Origin of the sequence: Bradyrhizobium sp. CB82 (assembly GCF_029714405.1) — a bacterium.
GTDB lineage: Bacteria > Pseudomonadota > Alphaproteobacteria > Rhizobiales > Xanthobacteraceae > Bradyrhizobium.
Window position 1 is genome coordinate 1,879,341 of sequence record NZ_CP121650.1, and the last position, 18,381, is coordinate 1,897,721.

22 protein-coding genes and 3 pseudogenes are annotated in these 18,381 nt (G+C 58.5%); 12 read left to right on the forward strand and 13 right to left on the reverse strand.

Annotation, left to right across the window (positions count from 1 at the left end; translation table 11 throughout):
* The 3 genes from QA640_RS09150 to QA640_RS09160 form a co-directional block, all read right to left on the reverse strand.
* Nucleotides 1-318: a co-chaperone GroES gene (locus tag QA640_RS09150; protein WP_283040371.1), complete on the reverse strand. Its 318-nt coding sequence runs from the start codon at nucleotides 316-318 to the stop codon at nucleotides 1-3.
* A 103-nt stretch (nucleotides 319-421) separates the two neighbouring features.
* Nucleotides 422-682, reverse strand: coding sequence for a DUF1488 domain-containing protein (locus QA640_RS09155; RefSeq protein WP_283040372.1), 261 nt, complete (start codon nucleotides 680-682; stop codon nucleotides 422-424).
* Between the two features lie 555 nt (nucleotides 683-1,237).
* Nucleotides 1,238-1,393, reverse strand: coding sequence for a hypothetical protein (locus tag QA640_RS09160; protein ID WP_283040373.1), 156 nt, complete (start codon nucleotides 1,391-1,393; stop codon nucleotides 1,238-1,240).
* A gap of 524 nt (nucleotides 1,394-1,917) precedes the next feature.
* On the opposite strand from QA640_RS09160, the gene QA640_RS09165 reads away from it, so the two are divergent.
* The 5 genes and pseudogenes from QA640_RS09165 to QA640_RS09185 all read left to right on the forward strand — a co-directional run.
* Nucleotides 1,918-2,094 carry a hypothetical protein gene (locus QA640_RS09165; RefSeq protein ID WP_283040374.1) on the forward strand — a complete coding sequence of 59 codons (177 nt, stop codon included), beginning with the start codon at nucleotides 1,918-1,920 and terminating at the stop codon, nucleotides 2,092-2,094.
* Nucleotides 2,095-2,794: 700 nt separating this feature from the next.
* Nucleotides 2,795-2,992: a hypothetical protein gene (locus tag QA640_RS09170; protein WP_283040375.1), complete on the forward strand. Its 198-nt coding sequence runs from the start codon at nucleotides 2,795-2,797 to the stop codon at nucleotides 2,990-2,992.
* Between the two features lie 793 nt (nucleotides 2,993-3,785).
* Nucleotides 3,786-4,810: pseudogene (locus tag QA640_RS09175) on the forward strand (IS110 family transposase).
* 375 nt (nucleotides 4,811-5,185) lie between these two features.
* Complete coding sequence (locus QA640_RS09180; RefSeq protein ID WP_283040376.1) at nucleotides 5,186-5,695, forward strand: sterol desaturase family protein; 510 nt, start codon at nucleotides 5,186-5,188, stop codon at nucleotides 5,693-5,695.
* Nucleotides 5,696-5,947 (forward strand): annotated as a pseudogene (locus QA640_RS09185) (nuclear transport factor 2 family protein); the annotation flags it as partial.
* 377 nt (nucleotides 5,948-6,324) lie between these two features.
* Here the strand turns inward: QA640_RS09185 and QA640_RS09190 are convergent.
* The 3 genes and pseudogenes from QA640_RS09190 to QA640_RS09200 all read right to left on the reverse strand — a co-directional run.
* On the reverse strand, nucleotides 6,325-6,660 hold the full coding sequence (locus QA640_RS09190; protein ID WP_283040377.1) for a GYD domain-containing protein: 336 nt from the start codon (nucleotides 6,658-6,660) through the stop codon (nucleotides 6,325-6,327).
* Between the two features lie 163 nt (nucleotides 6,661-6,823).
* Nucleotides 6,824-7,021, reverse strand: a complete 198-nt coding sequence (locus tag QA640_RS09195) for a hypothetical protein (protein ID WP_283040378.1) — start codon at nucleotides 7,019-7,021, stop codon at nucleotides 6,824-6,826.
* A gap of 711 nt (nucleotides 7,022-7,732) precedes the next feature.
* Nucleotides 7,733-8,238 (reverse strand): annotated as a pseudogene (locus QA640_RS09200) (TonB-dependent receptor plug domain-containing protein); the annotation flags it as partial.
* A 188-nt stretch (nucleotides 8,239-8,426) separates the two neighbouring features.
* Between QA640_RS09200 and QA640_RS09205 the strand changes: the two are divergent.
* Complete coding sequence (locus tag QA640_RS09205; RefSeq protein WP_349253744.1) at nucleotides 8,427-8,507, forward strand: hypothetical protein; 81 nt, start codon at nucleotides 8,427-8,429, stop codon at nucleotides 8,505-8,507.
* Here the strand turns inward: QA640_RS09205 and QA640_RS09210 are convergent.
* A complete protein-coding gene (locus tag QA640_RS09210) occupies nucleotides 8,477-8,893 on the reverse strand; it encodes a hypothetical protein (RefSeq protein WP_349253699.1) in 417 nt (138 codons plus the stop codon). The two genes, QA640_RS09205 and QA640_RS09210, sit on opposite strands and share 31 nt — an antisense overlap.
* A 419-nt stretch (nucleotides 8,894-9,312) precedes the next feature.
* Here QA640_RS09210 and QA640_RS09215 point away from each other — a divergent pair, with 419 nt between their 5' ends.
* The 5 genes from QA640_RS09215 to QA640_RS09235 all read left to right on the forward strand — a co-directional run bounded on the left by QA640_RS09215 (nucleotide 9,313) and on the right by QA640_RS09235 (nucleotide 13,389).
* On the forward strand, nucleotides 9,313-9,567 hold the full coding sequence (locus tag QA640_RS09215) for a PilZ domain-containing protein (RefSeq protein ID WP_283040379.1): 255 nt from the start codon (nucleotides 9,313-9,315) through the stop codon (nucleotides 9,565-9,567).
* A 780-nt stretch (nucleotides 9,568-10,347) separates the two neighbouring features.
* Complete coding sequence (locus QA640_RS09220) at nucleotides 10,348-10,698, forward strand: hypothetical protein (protein WP_283040380.1); 351 nt, start codon at nucleotides 10,348-10,350, stop codon at nucleotides 10,696-10,698.
* Entirely contained in the window at nucleotides 10,695-10,931 is a 237-nt protein-coding gene (locus QA640_RS09225) for an RNA-binding protein (protein ID WP_283040381.1), read from the forward strand. Before QA640_RS09220 ends, QA640_RS09225 begins: the two co-directional genes overlap by 4 nt.
* 59 nt (nucleotides 10,932-10,990) lie before the next feature.
* Nucleotides 10,991-12,064 carry a hypothetical protein gene (locus QA640_RS09230; RefSeq protein ID WP_283040382.1) on the forward strand — a complete coding sequence of 358 codons (1,074 nt, stop codon included), beginning with the start codon at nucleotides 10,991-10,993 and terminating at the stop codon, nucleotides 12,062-12,064.
* Nucleotides 12,065-12,420: 356 nt separating this feature from the next.
* Nucleotides 12,421-13,389 carry a helix-turn-helix domain-containing protein gene (locus QA640_RS09235; RefSeq protein ID WP_283040383.1) on the forward strand — a complete coding sequence of 323 codons (969 nt, stop codon included), beginning with the start codon at nucleotides 12,421-12,423 and terminating at the stop codon, nucleotides 13,387-13,389.
* Between the two features lies 1 nt (nucleotide 13,390).
* Here the strand turns inward: QA640_RS09235 and QA640_RS09240 are convergent, their stop codons facing one another.
* From QA640_RS09240 to QA640_RS48270, 3 genes are all read right to left on the reverse strand, one after another.
* Nucleotides 13,391-13,957, reverse strand: coding sequence for a hypothetical protein (locus QA640_RS09240; RefSeq protein ID WP_283040384.1), 567 nt, complete (start codon nucleotides 13,955-13,957; stop codon nucleotides 13,391-13,393).
* Nucleotides 13,958-14,092: 135 nt separating this feature from the next.
* Nucleotides 14,093-15,367, reverse strand: coding sequence for an IS256 family transposase (locus QA640_RS09245; RefSeq protein ID WP_283037679.1), 1,275 nt, complete (start codon nucleotides 15,365-15,367; stop codon nucleotides 14,093-14,095).
* Nucleotides 15,368-15,655: 288 nt separating this feature from the next.
* Nucleotides 15,656-16,051 (reverse strand): hypothetical protein, encoded by a 396-nt coding sequence (locus QA640_RS48270; protein ID WP_349253700.1) that lies wholly within the window; start codon nucleotides 16,049-16,051, stop codon nucleotides 15,656-15,658.
* Between the two features lie 827 nt (nucleotides 16,052-16,878).
* Between QA640_RS48270 and QA640_RS09255 the strand changes: the two genes are divergently transcribed.
* The gene (locus QA640_RS09255) at nucleotides 16,879-17,088 is read left to right on the forward strand and encodes a PRC-barrel domain-containing protein (RefSeq protein ID WP_074120550.1); all 210 of its coding nucleotides are present in this window, start codon (nucleotides 16,879-16,881) and stop codon (nucleotides 17,086-17,088) included.
* A 266-nt stretch (nucleotides 17,089-17,354) separates the two neighbouring features.
* On the opposite strand, the gene QA640_RS09260 is transcribed toward QA640_RS09255, so the two are convergent.
* The 3 genes from QA640_RS09260 to QA640_RS09270 all read right to left on the reverse strand — a co-directional run bounded on the left by QA640_RS09260 (nucleotide 17,355) and on the right by QA640_RS09270 (nucleotide 18,259).
* Nucleotides 17,355-17,510, reverse strand: a complete 156-nt coding sequence (locus tag QA640_RS09260; RefSeq protein ID WP_283040386.1) for a hypothetical protein — start codon at nucleotides 17,508-17,510, stop codon at nucleotides 17,355-17,357.
* A gap of 312 nt (nucleotides 17,511-17,822) precedes the next feature.
* Entirely contained in the window at nucleotides 17,823-18,044 is a 222-nt protein-coding gene (locus QA640_RS09265; RefSeq protein WP_283040387.1) for a hypothetical protein, read from the reverse strand.
* An 11-nt stretch (nucleotides 18,045-18,055) separates the two neighbouring features.
* The gene (locus QA640_RS09270) at nucleotides 18,056-18,259 is read right to left on the reverse strand and encodes a hypothetical protein (RefSeq protein WP_283040388.1); all 204 of its coding nucleotides are present in this window, start codon (nucleotides 18,257-18,259) and stop codon (nucleotides 18,056-18,058) included.
* Nucleotides 18,260-18,381 lie beyond the last annotated feature (122 nt).

Here is an 18,381-nt window from a genome sequence, read left to right on the forward strand (position 1 = left end):
TTACGCGGCCTTCTTTTTGGCGGCGGGCAGATCAGTGAGGACGCCCATGATGTCGCTCTCCTTCATGATCAACAGCTCCTGGCCGCCGATCGTGACCTCGTTTCCCGACCACTTACCGAACAGCACGCGGTCGCCGACCTGCACATCGATCGGGATCAGCTTGCCGGCTTCATCGCGGCCGCCGAGGCCGACGGCGATGACTTCGCCCTGGGAGGGCTTCTCCTTGGAAGTGTCCGGAATGATGATGCCGCCAGCGGTCTTCTCTTCTGCGTCGATGCGCTTGACCACGACGCGGTCGTGAAGCGGACGGAATTTCATGCGATTCTCCTTGGCTTTTGGGATTATTTCTGGATTGGCCGTCGTAATGAACCACGTGCCGTAAACGGAGTCTTCCGCGTCCATTAAGACGTGAGTTTTCGTTTCAAAAATTAGCGGCGGCCAGATCGTAAGAACCCCTGCTGCCGCGGACGTACACCCTGGCAGCGGCGGCACATATCACATCACGATTGGAATCGAATGCGTTCAGGAAACCCGTTTCATTGGGGTGAGCGTCCGGTTGAAGTCGCCTCAGCGCGTCTTCCTCTATGAAAAACGATGCCTCTAACGCGCTATCGTATCCCCAAAAACGCACGGCATGCCGCGTTCGGTCATATGAACGACTATAATTTGGAAACTCGATCATTGTTGGGTCCGATCAAGTTTGCGCAACGGGAAAAGATGTTGAAAGCGACCCGGCTGCGATAAGCCGTAAATGGCTACTTTGGAATCGGATTACAACCTGCCCACGACAATTAAGTTACGATCAGCCTCGTGATTCCGCGGAGCGTCACCATATTCCCCATATCACCGCGCGTCCCCTGGCTGTTATCGGTGACTGAGAGTGTTGCGCTCCCGCCGTTTTGAGAAGGCGGTCCCAATGTCGAATATCGATAGATTCAGTGTTCGTGCGTGGCTCGTACCTCCGGTCTTGCTGCCGATCTTTTTCGGGCTGTTGATCGTTGCTGCAATCGTAATTCAGTGGTAGTCCTCTTCGGGGGATCTGCGCCATCGCCTCGACCAAACAGCCAATCGGCTCGGTAGAGATGACTAACGAGCTGAGTGTCCGACCGATCGCATTTGGTGCAATACTTTCACAAAGCGCGACCGTCGCGTGTACTGCGCTCCCATCCAAAAAAGGGTGGCTGGCTTGTGCTTATGGCTGCAATCCACTTTCGTCGCCCTTGCCTAGTCGCGCGAGCTACTTTGCCAAAGCGTCACAGCGCGCAACGAGCTCCGTGTAATCGGCGTCTTTGAATTCCCGATCCCAGCGCAGCAGCGCGTGGACGGTCTTATGCGGAGTGTAGGCGCGGAAGTTGAAGCCATCCGCGAGGTGCCGCGCGGCGGCAAAATCCATTGTTTCCTTCGTGAGCTCCTTCATAACTGAGACCGGCTGCCGGCCCGCGATCAACTCAAGTTGCGCAAGAAGTCCCCGATAACAGCAGATGATCGGGCGGTGATGCTGCCTAACGGCCGCCGGTCGTTTCAGTTCCTAATTGAATGAGAGGCTACCCGGCGCGGACTGTGGTTGCGCGAAAGCGTCACGCCGAATGTGCGGTAGGGGTCAAACGCTACAGGTCGTTCACAGCAAGGGGAGGACGATCTTGAGCTTCTCATCCTCGGACCAGCGTCGGCGCCGGCTCGTCTCCACCACTTCAAGCCGCTCGACCTGGGCACTGCGCTTATCACTTTCCATAAGGACAGTTCTCAACACTGAGCCTCACCTGACAAGGTGGCCTTAGGCGGACGCATACAAACGACTGGCGATCTTCCTGCTAAATTTGAAGACCCCGTTTTCGGTACACAGGCTTGACCTTGACGCCCGCGCGTCGCAGGTTTCGGGGCGCGGCACGCGCGCCCAACAGGCAGGATCGATCTTTCATGGCATTCGTGCAGTTCACGCAACCGGACGATCAGCCCATCGTCATCAACACGGATAGGATCGTGACCGCCACACCACTGCCCGACGGGCAAGGCACGCGCATCACCTTCAACAACGGTGGCCATCAAGAGCAACTCATCGCTGACGTGCTGCGGCAGTTGAACATAAGCGCGTAGGCCCAGGACATCGCCGCCTGGGCGAACCATTCCGCCGATCAAGTGAGATCGTGCACTTTCTTGAGTGCTGCCCAATGTCCAGATGGTCATTGAACAAGCAAAACGGCCTCAGTGCGCGCACATCTGAGACCGTTTCAGACCTCCCGCCGGGCATTGGGCAAAATGTCGACCGGTCGGTGGCTTGGCTTTCGGAGATAGGATCGCCGATTGCTGAGGACCAAGACCAGCCCAGGTGAATCGTTCCGTCCCAATCTGAAATATTTAGCGCCCTGATTGCACCGCGGATGGCGCGCTGACCCCGTTTTGGCCCTTGAATCGCTCTGTAACCACTAATTCGGCAACCGAACACGAATTAACTGGCTATTTGGTTCGATCGGGATCCATATAGCTCCATCACCGCCGCACCACGGGCATTCACCGGTGACAGAGAGTGTTGCGCTCCCGCCTATTCGAGGGGAAGCGTCGTTTGCCTTATCTCAACGCATGTCGTCCGCCATTCCGCCAGTTGCATTTGAGCGCCCCGCCTGTCCGAAGTGCAGGGCCAAGATGATGCTTACCCGTATCGAGCCAGCACGCCCAGGCGTCGGCTTGCATACGTTTGAATGTGCTGTCTGCAATCCTAGGCCTCGAGCTCCCGGGAAACTCCGATGCGACTTTCGACCCACCGACAAAGAGTAAGCAAACGCAAAAGGAGAAGGAAATGAGAGATTACACATACGAACGGAAGGTGCCCACCGCGGCCGAGCGTGAGGCACGAAAGGCCTTCAAGGAGGCGGACGTCAAGGTAGCAATGGCCGAGTATGAACGCACTCAAAGGGCGTTCCATGCAAACCACGAGCGGTTAAAGGCGGAGCGATTGGCTCGCGACGCCGAGGCAGCGCGGAAGCTCAAAACCTGATCGGAGGCTTTCGGTCAAATCTGAGTAGCTCCTCGAACCTGTTAGGCTGAAATATCTTGCCGTACTCGTCGGTGATCTGCACCTGCCATCCGGCCCTAACTATGGTGCGAGCTTTCGCAACCGCCAGCATTGGACTGACGTCGCTCGCAACGACGGTTTCCCGTCCTCCTTCCTCGCATGAATGCTGAACGTCATCGCATCCTCAATAGAGAAAGGCCGGCGGGCGTTACGCCGCTCTGCAGGACTATTAGCTGCAACCACTGATGGCCCGGCCGCCTGGTCATACGTTGGTCGGTATCTGCCCCTCAGCGAGAGCCAGCATAGATGCGTGCGCTCGACACCTCGTCCCTCTCACCAATGGGTGTGACAATCACACTGTCCTTTACGACAACGAGGTCACTGCAACCGTCGATTCGGTGTCACGACTGAAACGACCAATGTCCCAAATGAGTCATTCGCGTCGTTTTGGCCACACGCCAGCAACTGACGGCGTATGACCACCTGGCCAGCTGCATCAACGCCATGCACTTGAAAGACCGACTTCGCGATATCCAGACCGATTGTCGAAATTGACTGCATAGGTTGCTCCTGCGAATAGTGGGAGCCTCAAACGGCGCCCACTCCTTGGCACTCTCGTGCCCGTGGAGGAGCCGTCCACATGGGGTAATCGCGGGAGCGAGTCGCCCCTGAGTCAGTCCCAACCGACAATGGAAGCTGGTGGCTGTTCCCCGATAGGATGGAAATACGGGCTCACGACTGGACGCCGGGCCCAAGCATCGAATGGAGAACAGCCATGGAAGAGTATATTGGTCTCGACGTGTCGATGAAAGAGACGGCAGTCTCGATCCGCCGAGCAGGTGAACGGATCTGGCGCGGCAAGTGCGCATCTGATCCCAGCATCGTCGCCGAGCTCATCCGCAAACGGGCGCCATCCGTGAAACGCGTGGTATTCGAGACCGGACCGCTGTCGGTATGGTTCTATCATTCTCTGCGCACCGAAGGGTTGCCGGCGATCTGCATCGATGCGCGCCATGCTAAAGCGGCGCTCGATATGGCAACGAATAAGACGGACGCGAACGACGCCGATGGTCTGGCGCAACTCGCGGAAGTCGGCTTCTTTCGTGAGGTGCGTGTGAAGGGATTCGACAGCATGCTGACCCGCACGCTTGTCGCAGCGCGGACGCGCCTGGTCCGAATCACTACCGAGCTTTCCAACCAGATCCGCGGTGTCATGAAAACCTTCGGTCTGCTCGTTCCCGCCGGAAAGGGAAGCACCTTCGAGAAGAATGTGCGGAGCCTTCTAGCCGATCAGGACGGACTTGCATCCATCGTGCTGCCGATGCTGGAAGCCTGGCGTGGCATTCGCCTCCGCGCCGCCGAACTCGGACGCCAATTGGTGCGGGACGCGCGCCAGAGTCAGGCTTGCCGCATCCTCATGTCGATTCCTGGCATCGGTGCCATCACCGCAACCTCCTTTACCACCGCTATTGAGGAGCCTGACAACTTCAGGAAGTCCCGATCTGTCGGTGCGTGGATCGGGCTAACAACGCGCCGCTACCAATCCGGAGAAGTTGATTATGACGCCATATATCCCGACGTGGCGACCACAATTTGCGAGGGCTTCTCTACGAAGCGGCGGCGGTCATTCTGACGCGCAGCTCAACTCACAGCACGCTGCGCACGTGGGGTCTGCAGCTCCGGGAGAGGATCGGCTTCAAAAGAGCTGCCGTGGCTGTGGCCCGCAAACTGGCGGTAATAATGCATACGATGCTTAAGACCGGCGAGCTGTTTAACCCGAATGCCGGAGCCGCCGCATAAGTCCCGATCGCGTTCGGAACCCGAACGCCTAAGGCGTCCCTGCCGGGACGTGAGCCGAGCCATTCCGCTGATGCTGTTGCATTGCTGACTCAGCAAAGTGCGTCGTCCACATTGAAGGCTCGTCCCGCGAAGCTCCATCATGCGGCGGCTGATGCCGACCGCGAAGACAACCATGCACCCGGCAGTGTCCTCAGCGATTATATGCTTGACGCCCCGGCAGCGATTAGACAACAGCATCAGAAGCGGAAGTTACGACGCTTTGCGTGAAATCCGCCAAGGGCCGAAAAATAGCTGACTACGAGCGCCGTCCTATGCGCCAATCGCCGGCAAAGTGGGTTATAATCCCTTTTGGGGCGACGGAAGGCTGATGCTTCAATGACATCGTGGCTACTTCCTGAAGTCCCGCTCTTTCTCCTGACTGCCATCGCTACGCATTTGGTTATGTCATTTGCGCAGACGGTGATGCATTATAAACTCGGTCACCATCCCATGGGTGGCCGATTCTTTCACAATCATATCGACTTCCATCACACCTATTATTCCACGGATCATCTCGTCTCACGAACCTACCTCGGTGACGAGGGCAACAACACACCTTTTTTCTTTATCCCTTTGTTTCTCGCCGGCGGATGCGCTTATTTCCTGTTGCCGCTCAGTCTTTTTGTGGCGATGGTCATCGGAAGCGCGGCATCGTTTTATGCGCACGTCTTTTTCGACAAGGAATACCACGTCGAGGGATCGCGGCTTCAGCGATTTGTGTGGTTCAGACGGATGCAGGAGCTGCACTTCATTCATCACCGGCACGCGAACAGAAATTTTGCCGTGATCCACTTCTTCTGGGATAGGCTTCTCGGCACCTATCGAGGGCCGGATGCCGGTGCATAACTCCGCGGCCGGCGCCACATTCAGGAGAGCCGATTCGTCCAGCCGAACAAGAAGCGTTTTACGGGCCGGCGAATTGTCGGTAGCGGCGAACTCTGGGTCACTGAATTCGTTCTTACCTATGACGGTGTGCCGTCATACGCGGTGAGCATCATGGAACTCCGCGAAGGACAGGTGGCCAGCGAAACGCAATATTTCGCCGATCCATTCGACCCTGCACCCTCCCGTGCGCATCTTGTTGAGCGAGTAGGATAGCAACGAGCCGCGTCTTCGCGACTACTCCTCATGGCCCGATGCGGACCGTCTGAAAGCTCCGGTCTTGCGTCGGCTGCTCAGCGTAAAGTGCGTGGCTGGGCTATGCCCGGTTCTGGCCGCTATCGACCAACCTCGGCACTTGTCTTTACATCGGCTGGCAGGGGTAGAGCAGACATGACTCCCGCGAAGCTAAATCGGCGCTTTTGACCCCGCAGCCGGTCGCTCCGTTTAGGCCGCGTCGGCTGTTTGGGCCAAGGAGATTCGTTGTGCCGAAGGTTAGCGTGCCGCTCGTCGCCGGGGTCAACGGGTCGGGGAGGCTGCCCCGGCCCGTTTTCCGATCGGGCGCGAGTAGTCCGCGCCTCCAAAGACCTATTCGGTCAGTTCTTGCCAGGGGCTCGGTAGCTGCCTGCGGCTTTGGCAGCCTTTTCAGCAATCGCCTTGAATTCCGCACCAGTCCATGCCCTTGAAGTGGTCACGTTGGAAATTGTGCCCGCGGCCACTGCTGCAAATAGAGCGGCGATAATGCTCTCGGCTTCGTTGGCCTCGGAGATCAGCGTGAAGTCGGTGTCTCCGGTCGTGAAGTAAAAGTTCAAGAGCTTGCCGCCGGCCCCCTCGACCAGCTTGCGCACGGCCGGTTCTCGATCCTCCGGTGCGGCCACCAATCCCTTGGCATAATCGTGGGTGAAACATCCGCGAGTAACCAATCTAACCATCACGCTCTCCTTTTTGCGGTCAATTATCGCAGTTAGAAATTTCAAGAACACGCAACTCGCACCCTAGTTAGGCGGTGGCAGGTGCAGATCACCGACGAGTACGGCAAGATATTTCAGCCTAACAGGTTCGAGGAGCTACTCAGATTTGACCGAAAGCCTCCGATCAGGTTTTGAGCTTCCGCGCTGCTTTGGCGTCGCGAGCCAATCGCTCCGCCTTTAACCGCTCGTGGTTTGCATGGAACGCCTTTTGAGTGCGTTCATACTCGGCCATCGCTACCTTGACGTCCGCCTCCTTGAAGGCTTGTCGTGCCTTACGCAAGGCGGCGGTGGGCACATTCCGTTCGTATCTGTAATCCCTCATTTCCTCCTCCTTTTGCGTTTGCTTACTATGTAATTCTTTGTCGGTGGGTCGAAAGTCGCATCGGAGTTTCCCGGGAGCTCGAGGCCTAGGATTGCAGACAGCACATTCAAACGTATGCAAGTCGACGCCTGGGCGTGCTGGCTCGATGCGGGTAAGCCTCATCTTGGCCCTGCACTTCGGACAGGCGGGGCGCTCAAATGCAACTGGCGGAATGGCGGACGACATGCGTTGAGATAAGGCAAACGACGCTTCCCCTCGAATAGGCGGGAGCGCAATACTCTCTGTCACCGGTGAATGCCCGTGGTGCGGCGGTGATGGAGCTATATGGATCCCGATCGAACCAAATAGCCAGTTAATTCGTGTTCGGTTGTCGAATTAGCGGTTACAGAGCGATTCAACGGTCCAAACAGGGCCAGCGCGCCATCCGCGGTGCGATCAGGGCGCTAAATATTTCAGATTGGGACGGAACGATTCACCTTGGGCTGGTCTTGGTCCTGAGCAATCGGCGATCCTATCTCCGAAAGCTAAGCCACCGACCGGTCGACATTTTGCCGGCGGGAGGTCTGAAACGGCCTCAGGTGTGCGCGCACTCAGGCCGTTTTGCTTGTTCAATGACCATCTGGACATTGGGCAGCACTCAAGAAAGTGTACGATCTCACTTGATCGGCGGAATGGTTCGCCCAGGCGGCGATGTCCTGGGCCTACGCGCTTAGTAAGCCCGTCGGTCGCGGTGCCTTGGCTGTAGCGCATCACGCCGTTGACCTTGCGAACATTGTCCGGCACGTCCCATGGGCCATTATATCGGACGCTCTCGATGGCAGTGAGCAGCGTGCCGGCCCCAACCGTAGTCGAGCCAGCGGCCAGCCCACGATGATAGCCGAAACTGCCAAATGTCATCTCGGCGATGTTTTTGGGGAGCTTGTTGAGGTAATCAATTTCGACAGAGCCAGCGGAGCTGAAGTCGCCTACATCGGCGTAGTACGGACCCTTGCGGACATACACCGACTGAATGAGTTCAGGGATCAGAAAGTTGATATCGGCGTAGCCCTGCCCGTGGCCATGAGCCGGCATGTTGACGGGCATGCCATCGATCCTGATCGCAAGATCGGTGCCGTGGCCAAGGTTGAAGCCGCGCAGGAAATACTGGTTGGCCTTACCCTCTCCGGAATCTGGGTAACGATCAGGCCAGGCACGACCTCAAGCGCCTCGCCGGGCCGCAAGAAGGCGACCACGGCCGCGTCCGACCTATCTGTTTGCACACAACCAAGGCCCATCGCTTCACTTGGCGATGCAGCAGTATGTCCGGAATTCGGTGTGAACCGGAAGTGACCGCAGAACGTCGAACTGCCCCTTGAACATCGATCCGCCGGCCGGCGCTACATCGCTGCGGGCTATCGCGGGCGGATTGAACGAAGCCGGCATTCCAACCGCGCGCGGCGGCAGGTGGTCGGCGGTTCAGGTGCAAAGGGTCTTGGAAAGGATATGAGGCGTCGCCGCGCAGAGGCAACGGCGTGCTAGCGTGTAGCAGTCGAGTCGCCGCAACGGCGCAACCGTGATACCGTCCGGCCGACGCGCCAACAGCCGCTCTAGGTTTGTCTTGCGCAGGTGCAGCGGCAAAGAACGCAAATCGTCTCCGTCCATTGCCAGAACGTCGAACGCATAAAGCTGGACCTCGTGGTCGTGCTTGCGCGAGTGCAGGGCGTTGAAATCGGAGATGCCATCGACGCCAAGGATCACCGCCTCGCCATCGATCACGAAATGCTTCTGGCGGTTCTTCAGTGCGGCCTCGGCGATCCACGGATAGCGCTTGGTCCAGTCGGTGCCATTGCGCGAGAGCAGGCGCACGCGCTTGTCTTCCCGGATGATCAGCATCCGGTAACCGTCGTGCTTCACTTCGTGGATCCAGTCCGGCGGTCGCCAGGCAGAGCTCGTACGCCATGCGCATGAGCCGAAGATAAGCTTTTCGGCTGCATTTTACGAATCAGGAACAAGCCGCAATCGGGCGCGTTGAAAAGCGGCTTCGGTTCTTCCCCTGACCGGAGCGGCTTTCGGAAATGCAAACGGCCCCAGCCACCTAAGACTGAGGCCGTTTTCATGATGGCAGCGGAACGCCCCCCGACTACCGAGTTGAATCCAAGCTCCCGACCAAACCCCACAAATGCCCCCCTATCGGGAGCAAACCTTCCCCAAGGTCGGCGGCCTCGCGGTCCATTTTCCTCCTATGGGCGGGCAGCAGTTCCGCGACTGGAACAGTAATGGCGCTCTGTTGGTTTACGAAAAGATTGCAACTGATGATTAAACTGCGCCCTATGGAACATAGGATAGCGCCACGTCGTCGCATCCTGAAGGCCGGCACGATCGAGTTTGGCGGCGGCGGGATCGACTGCACGGTCAAGAACATTTCGGAGACCGGCGCGGCGCTCGAGCTTGCCACGCCGCTTCTCATCCCGGACCGCTTCACGCTCCGCGTGCCAAGCGATCACCTAAAGCGGCGTTGCCACGTCGTCTGGCGAAAGGAAAGACGCCTCGGCGTCGCGTTCGATTGAAGGCGAAGCCTCAGCGACGAGGCTCAGTCATTGGGCGCGGGCCGGTAGTGTCGCCGCCGTCAGTTCCAAAGTAAGAAAGCGAACAGATTTGGCGGTCGAATCAATCTAGCGTCGCGACGCTTGGCGAATCCCAAATACCGCCAAGGACCTCCAACGGCCCCGGCCTCCCATCATACCCAGAAAGCCACGGCCGGGGCCGTCTTTACCTGGGGCCTGGAACCAATCTTCGCCTATTGTTTGGCGGGCTCTTCGGCTGGTACTGCTGGCGCTGTGGGTTCGGCGGCGGGTGTACTGAGCTCTGACGGTGCCGCGCAATCGCCGGCCCAAATCTTTGTCCCCTTCACCGTTCCTACGAGCTTACAGCCCATCGGTGCTGCCGGCTGTTTGTGCGGCTTGTTGGCAGTCTTGGACGCTGCGGTCGCCTTGGGCACTGCGGTTTGAGCGAAGGCAGTTGCCGAAAAGCCAATGATGGTGACAACGAGGATTAGCGGCATCCTCATCATGGTTTTCCCCTTATCTTCCGATCTCTTTCCGGCGCTAACGAGTAGGCCAGCTAGGAAAAGGATCAAGACGCCGCCCCGCGGCGATAAACCAATGTCCGGGCCACGTCTGTAACAATTTTCGCTCATTTCCCCGCTCCGATCGCACAGGAAGCGCAACAGGCAGCGGCTGGCGACACATCGCTGTGCTGTCCTACTTCGCGAAACAGGACGCTGCCGGGCTCGAAATTCCCTGTCCCCCCGGCAGCGTTCTGTCTCAAACTGGGCGCTGAAATCCCAGTTGATTTTCACTGTGCAACGGGCATGCCACAGGTTTGTGACAGCCGAAGAGAAGCGCCCGCTGTCACGAACGGCGGTAGTGGGTCACTTTGATTATGGCGGAAATCGCAGTCTAGGAATCGGCCGCCGCGGGGCGCATATTGAATGGATGGCAAACACCTTTGCAGGCGGTATCCACTTGGTACAAGTCACCACTGACAACCGACAGCATCGGCTCTACGTAACGGCCGGTAGCCGGGACGATGCGGTGACAGAGGGCTGGACGGCCGTACTGCTGACCAACAGGCTGACGCCGAGAGAGGTGGAAGTGTTAAAGGTCAAGCCGGGTGAAGTTCGGGAGATCACCCAATGACCCCCAAACGCCCTAGGGACCCCAATCAGCTCGCCAAGTCGATTATCGACATTGCGACAGGGCAGAAGCCTGACCGCGATCCCACGCCCGAAGAACAGGGCAAGGACCCGGCCGCGGCGGCGATGGGAAAGAAGGGCGGCAAGGCAAGGGCGGATAACCTGAGCCCCGAAAAGCGGGCCGAAATCGCCAAAAAGGCGGCAGCTACCCGATGGGGTAAGCTAAGTTCGCGCTAATAGTATAAACCCAGAAGGTTCATTGACTTTCGCGCCGCGATGTGGCCTTAATTCGCGCCATGGGCAATCGCCACGATATCCGCGATCTGATGGAGCGCCGCAGGACTAGCTTGCTTGAGCAGCTAGAAGCGGTGGAGCGTGAGATCGCGGAGTATGATCGCTATCAGGCTGAGCTTGCGGCCAAGTATGGCGGGAATGCTGGCACACCTGTTGCTGTGGTCGCTACGGCGACCTCCCGGCGCAATGGCATGACGATTACCGATCTCATTGCCAGGTACCGCAATCACGAAAAATCCCCTTACAAGTCCCTGAAGCACAGGTCGCGCGAACACTACGACAATCTGCTCAGATTGATCGAGCGCGACTACGGCACCGTTTTTCTAGCCGACATCAATGCAGCCACTTTCGACGGATGGCATGCCAAATGGGCGGAGGGCGGCAAGGTTGCCATCGCATTTAGCAAAATCCAGATGGCGCGAAGCTTGTTCGGCTTTGGCACGTCGCAGTTAGAGGATGCTGAGTGTGGACGGCTGTTCGGCATTCTCGGCAAAAAGAAATTCACTCCTCCGAAGGCTCGCACTCAACAACTCACCGTTGCTCAGGCGGATCTTATTCGGGTCAAAGCGCGCGAACTGGAAAGGCCTTCTATCGCCCTAGCGCAAGCGTTTCAGTCCGGTGTCGGTCTTTTGCAGGTCGATGTTATCGGTCAGTGGGTCCCGATGGACGAGCAGGGGTTTTCCGACGTGATATTCACTGATGACGAGGGCCGTCGGGAGAAATGGATTCGCGGCCTTCGCTGGAACGAAATCGATGACAATCTGACTCTACGGCACTCGAGCGAGCGAGAGATCATCGAATTCGATCTTCGGCAGTCGTCGATGGTGCTTGACGAACTTCGCGCACAGTATGGATTTGAACTTGGGAAACAGGCGCGCTCTGCGCTTCCTTCCTCTGGTCCGATCATCGTTTCAGAGTGGTCAGGAATCCCGTGGTCAGCGGTTGAGTTTCGCCGCTGGTGGCGTCAGGTCGCCAATGCCTGCGGCATTCCCAAGACGGTCAAGAACATGGACAGCCGCACGAAATCTGGCGTGACAGAAGGCGACGAAGATTCGGAGGGGCAACTAGCCCTCTAACGAGAACGGCGGGCCGAGGCCCGCCGCTGTAATCCCGTCTGCATCAGGCCGTAGCACTGATGTAGGGGGCAGCCCGGGTAGCCGGGCAAGAATGGGTTGTGAGGCCCGTTCGTCTAAGCACCGGGGGCTACGGAAGCCCCGGGAAGGAGGTGGTAGCAATGCAACCGCCATAACGTAACGTAGGCGTGGCGCGGTGCCGATCTAGCCATCGGTGGCCGCGTTACGTCCTTATACTATCCAACTGTAAATATTGCAAGAATCTTGGCCTGCAAATCGTTTGTTTTGCCGGAACAAACACTTATTGGCTATTAAGGAAAATGCTTGACGCTAAGCATAAAGGGTCAGATACTCTGGCTATGAACAAGCTGGACCGAAAGACCCGCGCCCAAATCCTTCATTTGCTTTGCGAGGGGCAATCGATCCGCGCCATTACGCGGCTCACCGGATGCAGCAAGAACACTGTTGCCAAGCTACTTGTGGACGCTGGTCATGCCTGTGCCGACTATCAGGACAAGACGCTTCACAACCTGCCGGGCAAGCGCGTCCAGATGGATGAAATCTGGTCGTTCGTTTACGCCAAGAACGACAATGTAGCGAAGGCGAAGGCCGCTCCTGCGACTGCTGACGTGTGGACCTGGACCGCGATCTGCGCCGACACCAAGCTTCTCATTAGCTGGCTGCTTGCGGATCGCGGCCTAGACGCCGCTCTTACGTTTACTAGCGACCTGCGCAGCCGCCTCACTCATCGCGTCCAGCTCACCAGCGACGGCCACAGGCCCTATCTGACGGCTGTTGACGCAGTGTTTGGCGAGGACGTTGACTACGCCATGCTAGTCAAGATTTATGGATCTGATCCGCAAGCAGAAACGCGCTACAGCCCGGCTAAATGCATCGGCGCGGAGCGTCAGCCGAAGATTGGCAATCCCGAGTACAAGCACATCAGCACGTCATATGCAGAGCGCAGCAATCTGACGATGCGCATGCATATGCGGCGATTCACGCGACTGACGAATGCGTTTTCAAAGAAAGTTGAGAATCATGCCGCAGCAATCGCGCTGCACGCGATGTACTACAATTTCGTGCGCATCCATCAGACACTCAAGGTAACGCCCGCGATGGCCGCTGGCGTGACTGACAAGCTTTGGGAAATGGACGATCTGGTTGCGATGCTGGAGCGGTGGGAGCTAGCCAATTACAAGCCGGAGTATCAATTCGTGGTCCGCAAATATGATATCGGCAAGGGCTATTCGGTCAGCGTTCTTTGGCGCGGCGGCGAGGTTGATACGATCTATGGATTTGAGCGCGAACATGACGCGCTGGAGTAGATCAGGGAGAAATCGCAGCGCTGGTTGATTGAGAAGCGAGGGCCTTAGCTTGCAGTGAATGGACTCTGGCCTCCCTAAAATGTCCATCCCTAAGCAGCGTTCCAACGTGCAGTAGATAGTATACCATTAAGTTTCCACCGTTCGGATTTTCATAGAGTGTATCGGCGGGCGTCCAAACCCCATATTTATCAGCTTCAATAAACGCTGATGTAATATTTGGAATCACTGAGACGATGTTTGAAGGCCATCTATCATCGCAGCGAAAGCGATCCTCAATGGTGTGAGCCAAGTTACAAAATCTAACCCCAAGCGCTCTACGATCGTCGGCGCGCGATCCGTCAATCCTTCTGAGAATCCAATCGACCCAGACACCCACAACAAGTCCGGTAAATAGCAGCGATCCGGCATGTATACCCGGCAGTCCCGCCAACCAGGTTACCCAGCCCCATGGGTTGTTTCCGACATCTGCCCGAACGATATATCCGTTCCAGACTGCCAGCAGCAGTGGACCGAGAAAAAACCATAGAGCCAATAACAGCCATCGGAATCGCGACGCGATCTTTGCCATCCCGCAATTTTAGCCGCAGGTTCGCGTTCCGATCGAGTCCCGCTCCGCGCCATCCGCAAAATTAACCAAGAGGTTTTTTCGGGGATGTCCCGATCGCTGTTGAACTACGTCGGGCCGACGTTGCCGGAATGAATGTTACGCGGCCCTCGTGACGTGGGCAACGGGGTTGATCGTCATGCGATTGTGGCGAGCTTGAAGGGCCGCACGCAAAACCGACAATTGCTTATGCGCCTTCAATCGTCGGAAGCCCTTGTTGGCCTCGATCATGCCGGCCGCGACCCATCGCAAGGCCATGCCGGCATCCCGCCAGCGTTTGACGTTGCGCGTGACGCGGCGAATGGTGCCCATCATGTTCTCGGCGATGTTGGTACAAGCGAGCGATCGACGAAGCTCCTTCGGCAGCTTCAACCGGACGACAGTCAGGATTTCGTCGAGGCCTTCGAGGATGCTGGCCGCTACGCCGGGCCATTGCTGGTCGAGTCGACGCGCGAGATTGCGGATCAATTTTTCAGCCTTGTCGGCGTCATCGAGCTCCCAGGCCTGGCGCAGCACCCGACGGGTGGCCGCATGATGCTCTTTCGGCAGGCGTTCCATGATGTTGCGCGCCTTGTGGATCTGGCAGCGCTGGATCGCAGCGGCCGAACCGAAGGTGCGGCGGATCGCCTTCGACAACGCCTTCGCGCCGTCGGCGATGAACAGTCTTGGCACCGTCGGGTCGAGCCCGCGCGAGACCAGGTTGTCCAGCAGGGCCTGAACCGTTGCGGCGTTCTCGGTCGCCCCTTCCACCAGCGCCAGCGGATGCTTGTTGCCTTCGCCGTCAACCCCGATCGCGGCCACCAGCACGAGATCGTCGCCGAGATGCAGCCCGTCGATTTGGACCACCAGAAGGTCGAGCGCGGACAGATCGGCAGCCATGAAGTCGGCCAGCCGCGCCGCCGACAGCGCTACGAACCTCCGCGAGGCCGCCGACTTCGAAACCCCCGATCCGGGCGGTGCCGGCACGTCACCCTCGGGCAGCCGGACAGCGCGGCCGAACCGGCGCGTCGACACATTGATCAGCATCAGGTTCATCGCCCAGCGACCGAGCCAGTCCTCCTCCGCCGCCGTTTCCCAGCTCGGGATCGTGACCTCGCGGCCGTCCACGCCCCGGACCCGCGGGCGCTCGACCTCGATCTTGCCGCCGTGGAAGCCGATCCGTCCCCGCGTTCGGCCCCAACGGTGCGCCCGCCGCGCCGCGTCGCGACCGTGGCGCGGCCCGCAGGCCGCCGTGACATCCGCCTCCATCATCGTGCCGAGCGCCTCGATCCCTGCCGCAAGGCAGAACCGATCGAAGCTCGCCCGCACTTCTGCAAACGCTTCGTCCACAGCCCCGGTCGCCGGCCAACCAGCCGGTGTGATATCTCTCGTCATGGCGTTGCTCTCCTTTGTGGAATCAGCACCCCGAGCCTACCGGCTCAAGGTGGGCAACGCCGACCTCTTCAGAAATTCAACAGAACCCGGGACATCCCCGTTTTTTCGCGGGTCATTTTTCAAACTGACCCACTACCCGAACGGCGCACCGTGAACGAAATGAGAACAAATGGCAAGCCTGTTCATCCGATCAGATCGCGTCGCGCCCGTTGAGGTTAGTACGGTCTACAGGGAGCACCCCAATCCCTAGCGAGAGAACGTTCATGGACGCCGATCGGGAACGGGAAATCATCCGGCTTTGGCACCGCCTGCGCCTCCCAGGGCGGCAGGGCCGTCCGGTGGCCGCCATTCTCCGGCAGATCGAGAAAGTCTTGGCTGAGCGGGAACGTCATGCGGCGCGAGATCGAGCGCATGCGGACCCAAATCCATCGCCCGCGCGGCGAAATCCGGCAGCTTCAACGGGCGGGAATTTCGACCGCGTCGGCCGAGGCGCTTCTGGACCGGATGCTCAACAAGATCGACGAACTGTGCGCCGAGCGAGACCGGCTCAAGAAAGAGCAGCTGCCAGTCAAGGGTCGGGTCTTGGGGGGCGGTCATGGTGACCGAACGTCCCCAATGGTACGACGAGACGGACGACCATTCGCCGTGGATAAATGCCTTGGCTGAGGTCAGGATCAGGGCCACCCGGTTGGTGCTATCAACATGTCCAACCTTGCTTCACGCCGGTCGAAAGCCCCGAGAGCTTCCACGGACACAGCTAATCGGTCCGCAACTTGCGTGGCGGCTGGCGTGGACTGCTTTTCGAGAGGTAGCGAGTCGCGGGAATTCATGGCCAGCCCAGTACAAACGGCAAGAACAGCCATCGCGCTCGCAGCGAGATATTCGGTCCTCATAGCGATCATCCCTCCCTTCATCGTCTCATGGACGGGCACTCTCAGAAATGGTTCAGAGTGCTGTCAGTTGGGCCCCGACGCCACGAGTTCCTCGTCCGAATGGAACCATCGCGTCGCCATCATGAGGATCGAAGGAACGAAAGCTCCTGCGAAGCTTTAGAAAAGCATAAGACCGCCGCTCGCCGGTACTAACACGGCGCATGTCGCGGGATAGCCAAAGGTCGCTGCCAGCGACCCGCTGTTCTGAATACAAGCGCTCGCGCAGATAGCCAAAAGCGGCGGTCTCCGGTTCCTTTCAAAAATGGCCAGCCTGCTCCGATCGGTTGCGGAGGAGCGCAGGTGGCGCCGAACCGAAGGCTCCGTTATGCGCAACCGCGTCGACGTCGACTACGTACACAGCCGGGCCATCCTTCGAGTGATCGGCAAGGGACTACGCGTGTCGCTAAGACTAGAGCCTAAATTGCCAGCGCGCCTCAAAACGCAAATCGACCGGCTCAACGAATTGGAGCGCTCACCGTCAGAATTGGAGCGCTCACCGTCAATCGTTCCCGATGCGGAGCATTGGAAGACACCTCGCCATTGAGCCGCGCGGACGGGTCGGCCGAACATGGACGAGCGATGCCATCGGTGAAACGCCATGCGTTAACGATTTTGAACGAGTACGGTGAGGCGCAATCTGAATTGATCGGCAAAGCCGTCGTCCTTACCGACGGAAAGGCAGGCACGGTGGAGAACGTTTGGCTGGATGAATTGCACGGGCTTCGGATTGCGATCAAAGGCCATGATGGAAGATGGCCGGTCTCAACCATTAAGCTTGTGGAGTCCTAGACCCCGCATCGGCTGCGCGCTGCCCAGAGCGCGCGTTTCCTTTCAGAACATTCCAATCAAGATGAAAAAGCCAATCTCGACCAGGAAGGTGGTGGACATGATGGCGACCGTAAGAAACACGTCGCCCATTGAGAACGGGGCCATCGCGCGCCTCATCGCTGCCACGCCCCGTTGGTAGAATTCATATAGGTCAAGAAGGTTTCGGTTCCGAACGGAGCTTTGCCAAGCGCCCGATCGAGGAAACAGAGGCCGCCAACTAGACGGCCTTATCCTTCTTGTTCCGGGTGAAGCGCGGCCTTTTCGGCTAACAAATCAGCAATCAGTTGAGCTATTCCCTCGCTCGCCAACTGATCCGTGACATGGGAGAGAAGGCTGCGGTAGTGCTCGATCTTCTCATTGAGTTCATCGCACTTTTCGCACATTGCCGCCTCGTCGAGTGGTAACCAACCTTTATCAGGTACGTTCCCAAGAACGACAAGTTCGTCGGCCCAAGTCCGGGACGGGGCGTGGCGTAGGTATTTTGGGCTGCGTGATCCGGCGCGGGGACGCGCGACCGCCCGGTTTCGGCATATTTGCGATCTGCGTTTCCGGCTTTGGTGCCCGGTTTATGTTACGAAATCCGCAAGATGGACCAATAACCCATCCGGAACGTGCGTGAGCGCATGGCCGGGCGCTTTCTCGGGCTGACACCGCTAACCTTGCTCCGTAGTCTCAGTGCGCCACTCGGGCGGCGCTCAGCCGTCCTCGATCATTTCCTCGATGATGATCGGCACCAACTCCTCGGCGCAACCGATCAAGAATTTGCGTGCGCCACTGCGCAGCGGCGGCGCATGCCCGGCAACGAAGATCGCGAGCAGTTGCGCGATCGTCGCGCCTTGCACTTCCGGGGTTTGTCCCGCGAAGAACGGAGGGATCAAATCGACGAGATGATCCGACTGCCGCAACGCGGCTTGCATCGCTTCGGGCCTCAATCGGCCTTCTTCCCGCCCATCCTCCGATGACGTTGAAGGATTTCCGTGCGGCGGTCGATTTCGGGCCATAGCTCCGTCTCCGATGGGTCAAAGGAATAATCTCTGCCCGCGAGCATGGCGAGCAGCGCATTGATTTGGTCGTGCGCCGCCTCAAGCGCGTCGATCAGATCGTCGCGCTCGCCGATGGCATCGGAGAGCACGTCGCCGGCTTTGCGGATCGCGATTTGCTGGCGCCGCAATGCGGTCGGGTTGGATTGCCGGAAGGCATGCTGATCGATGATCCGCGCGGCTCGCTGGATTGCGTCTCTGCCGTCTCACGGCA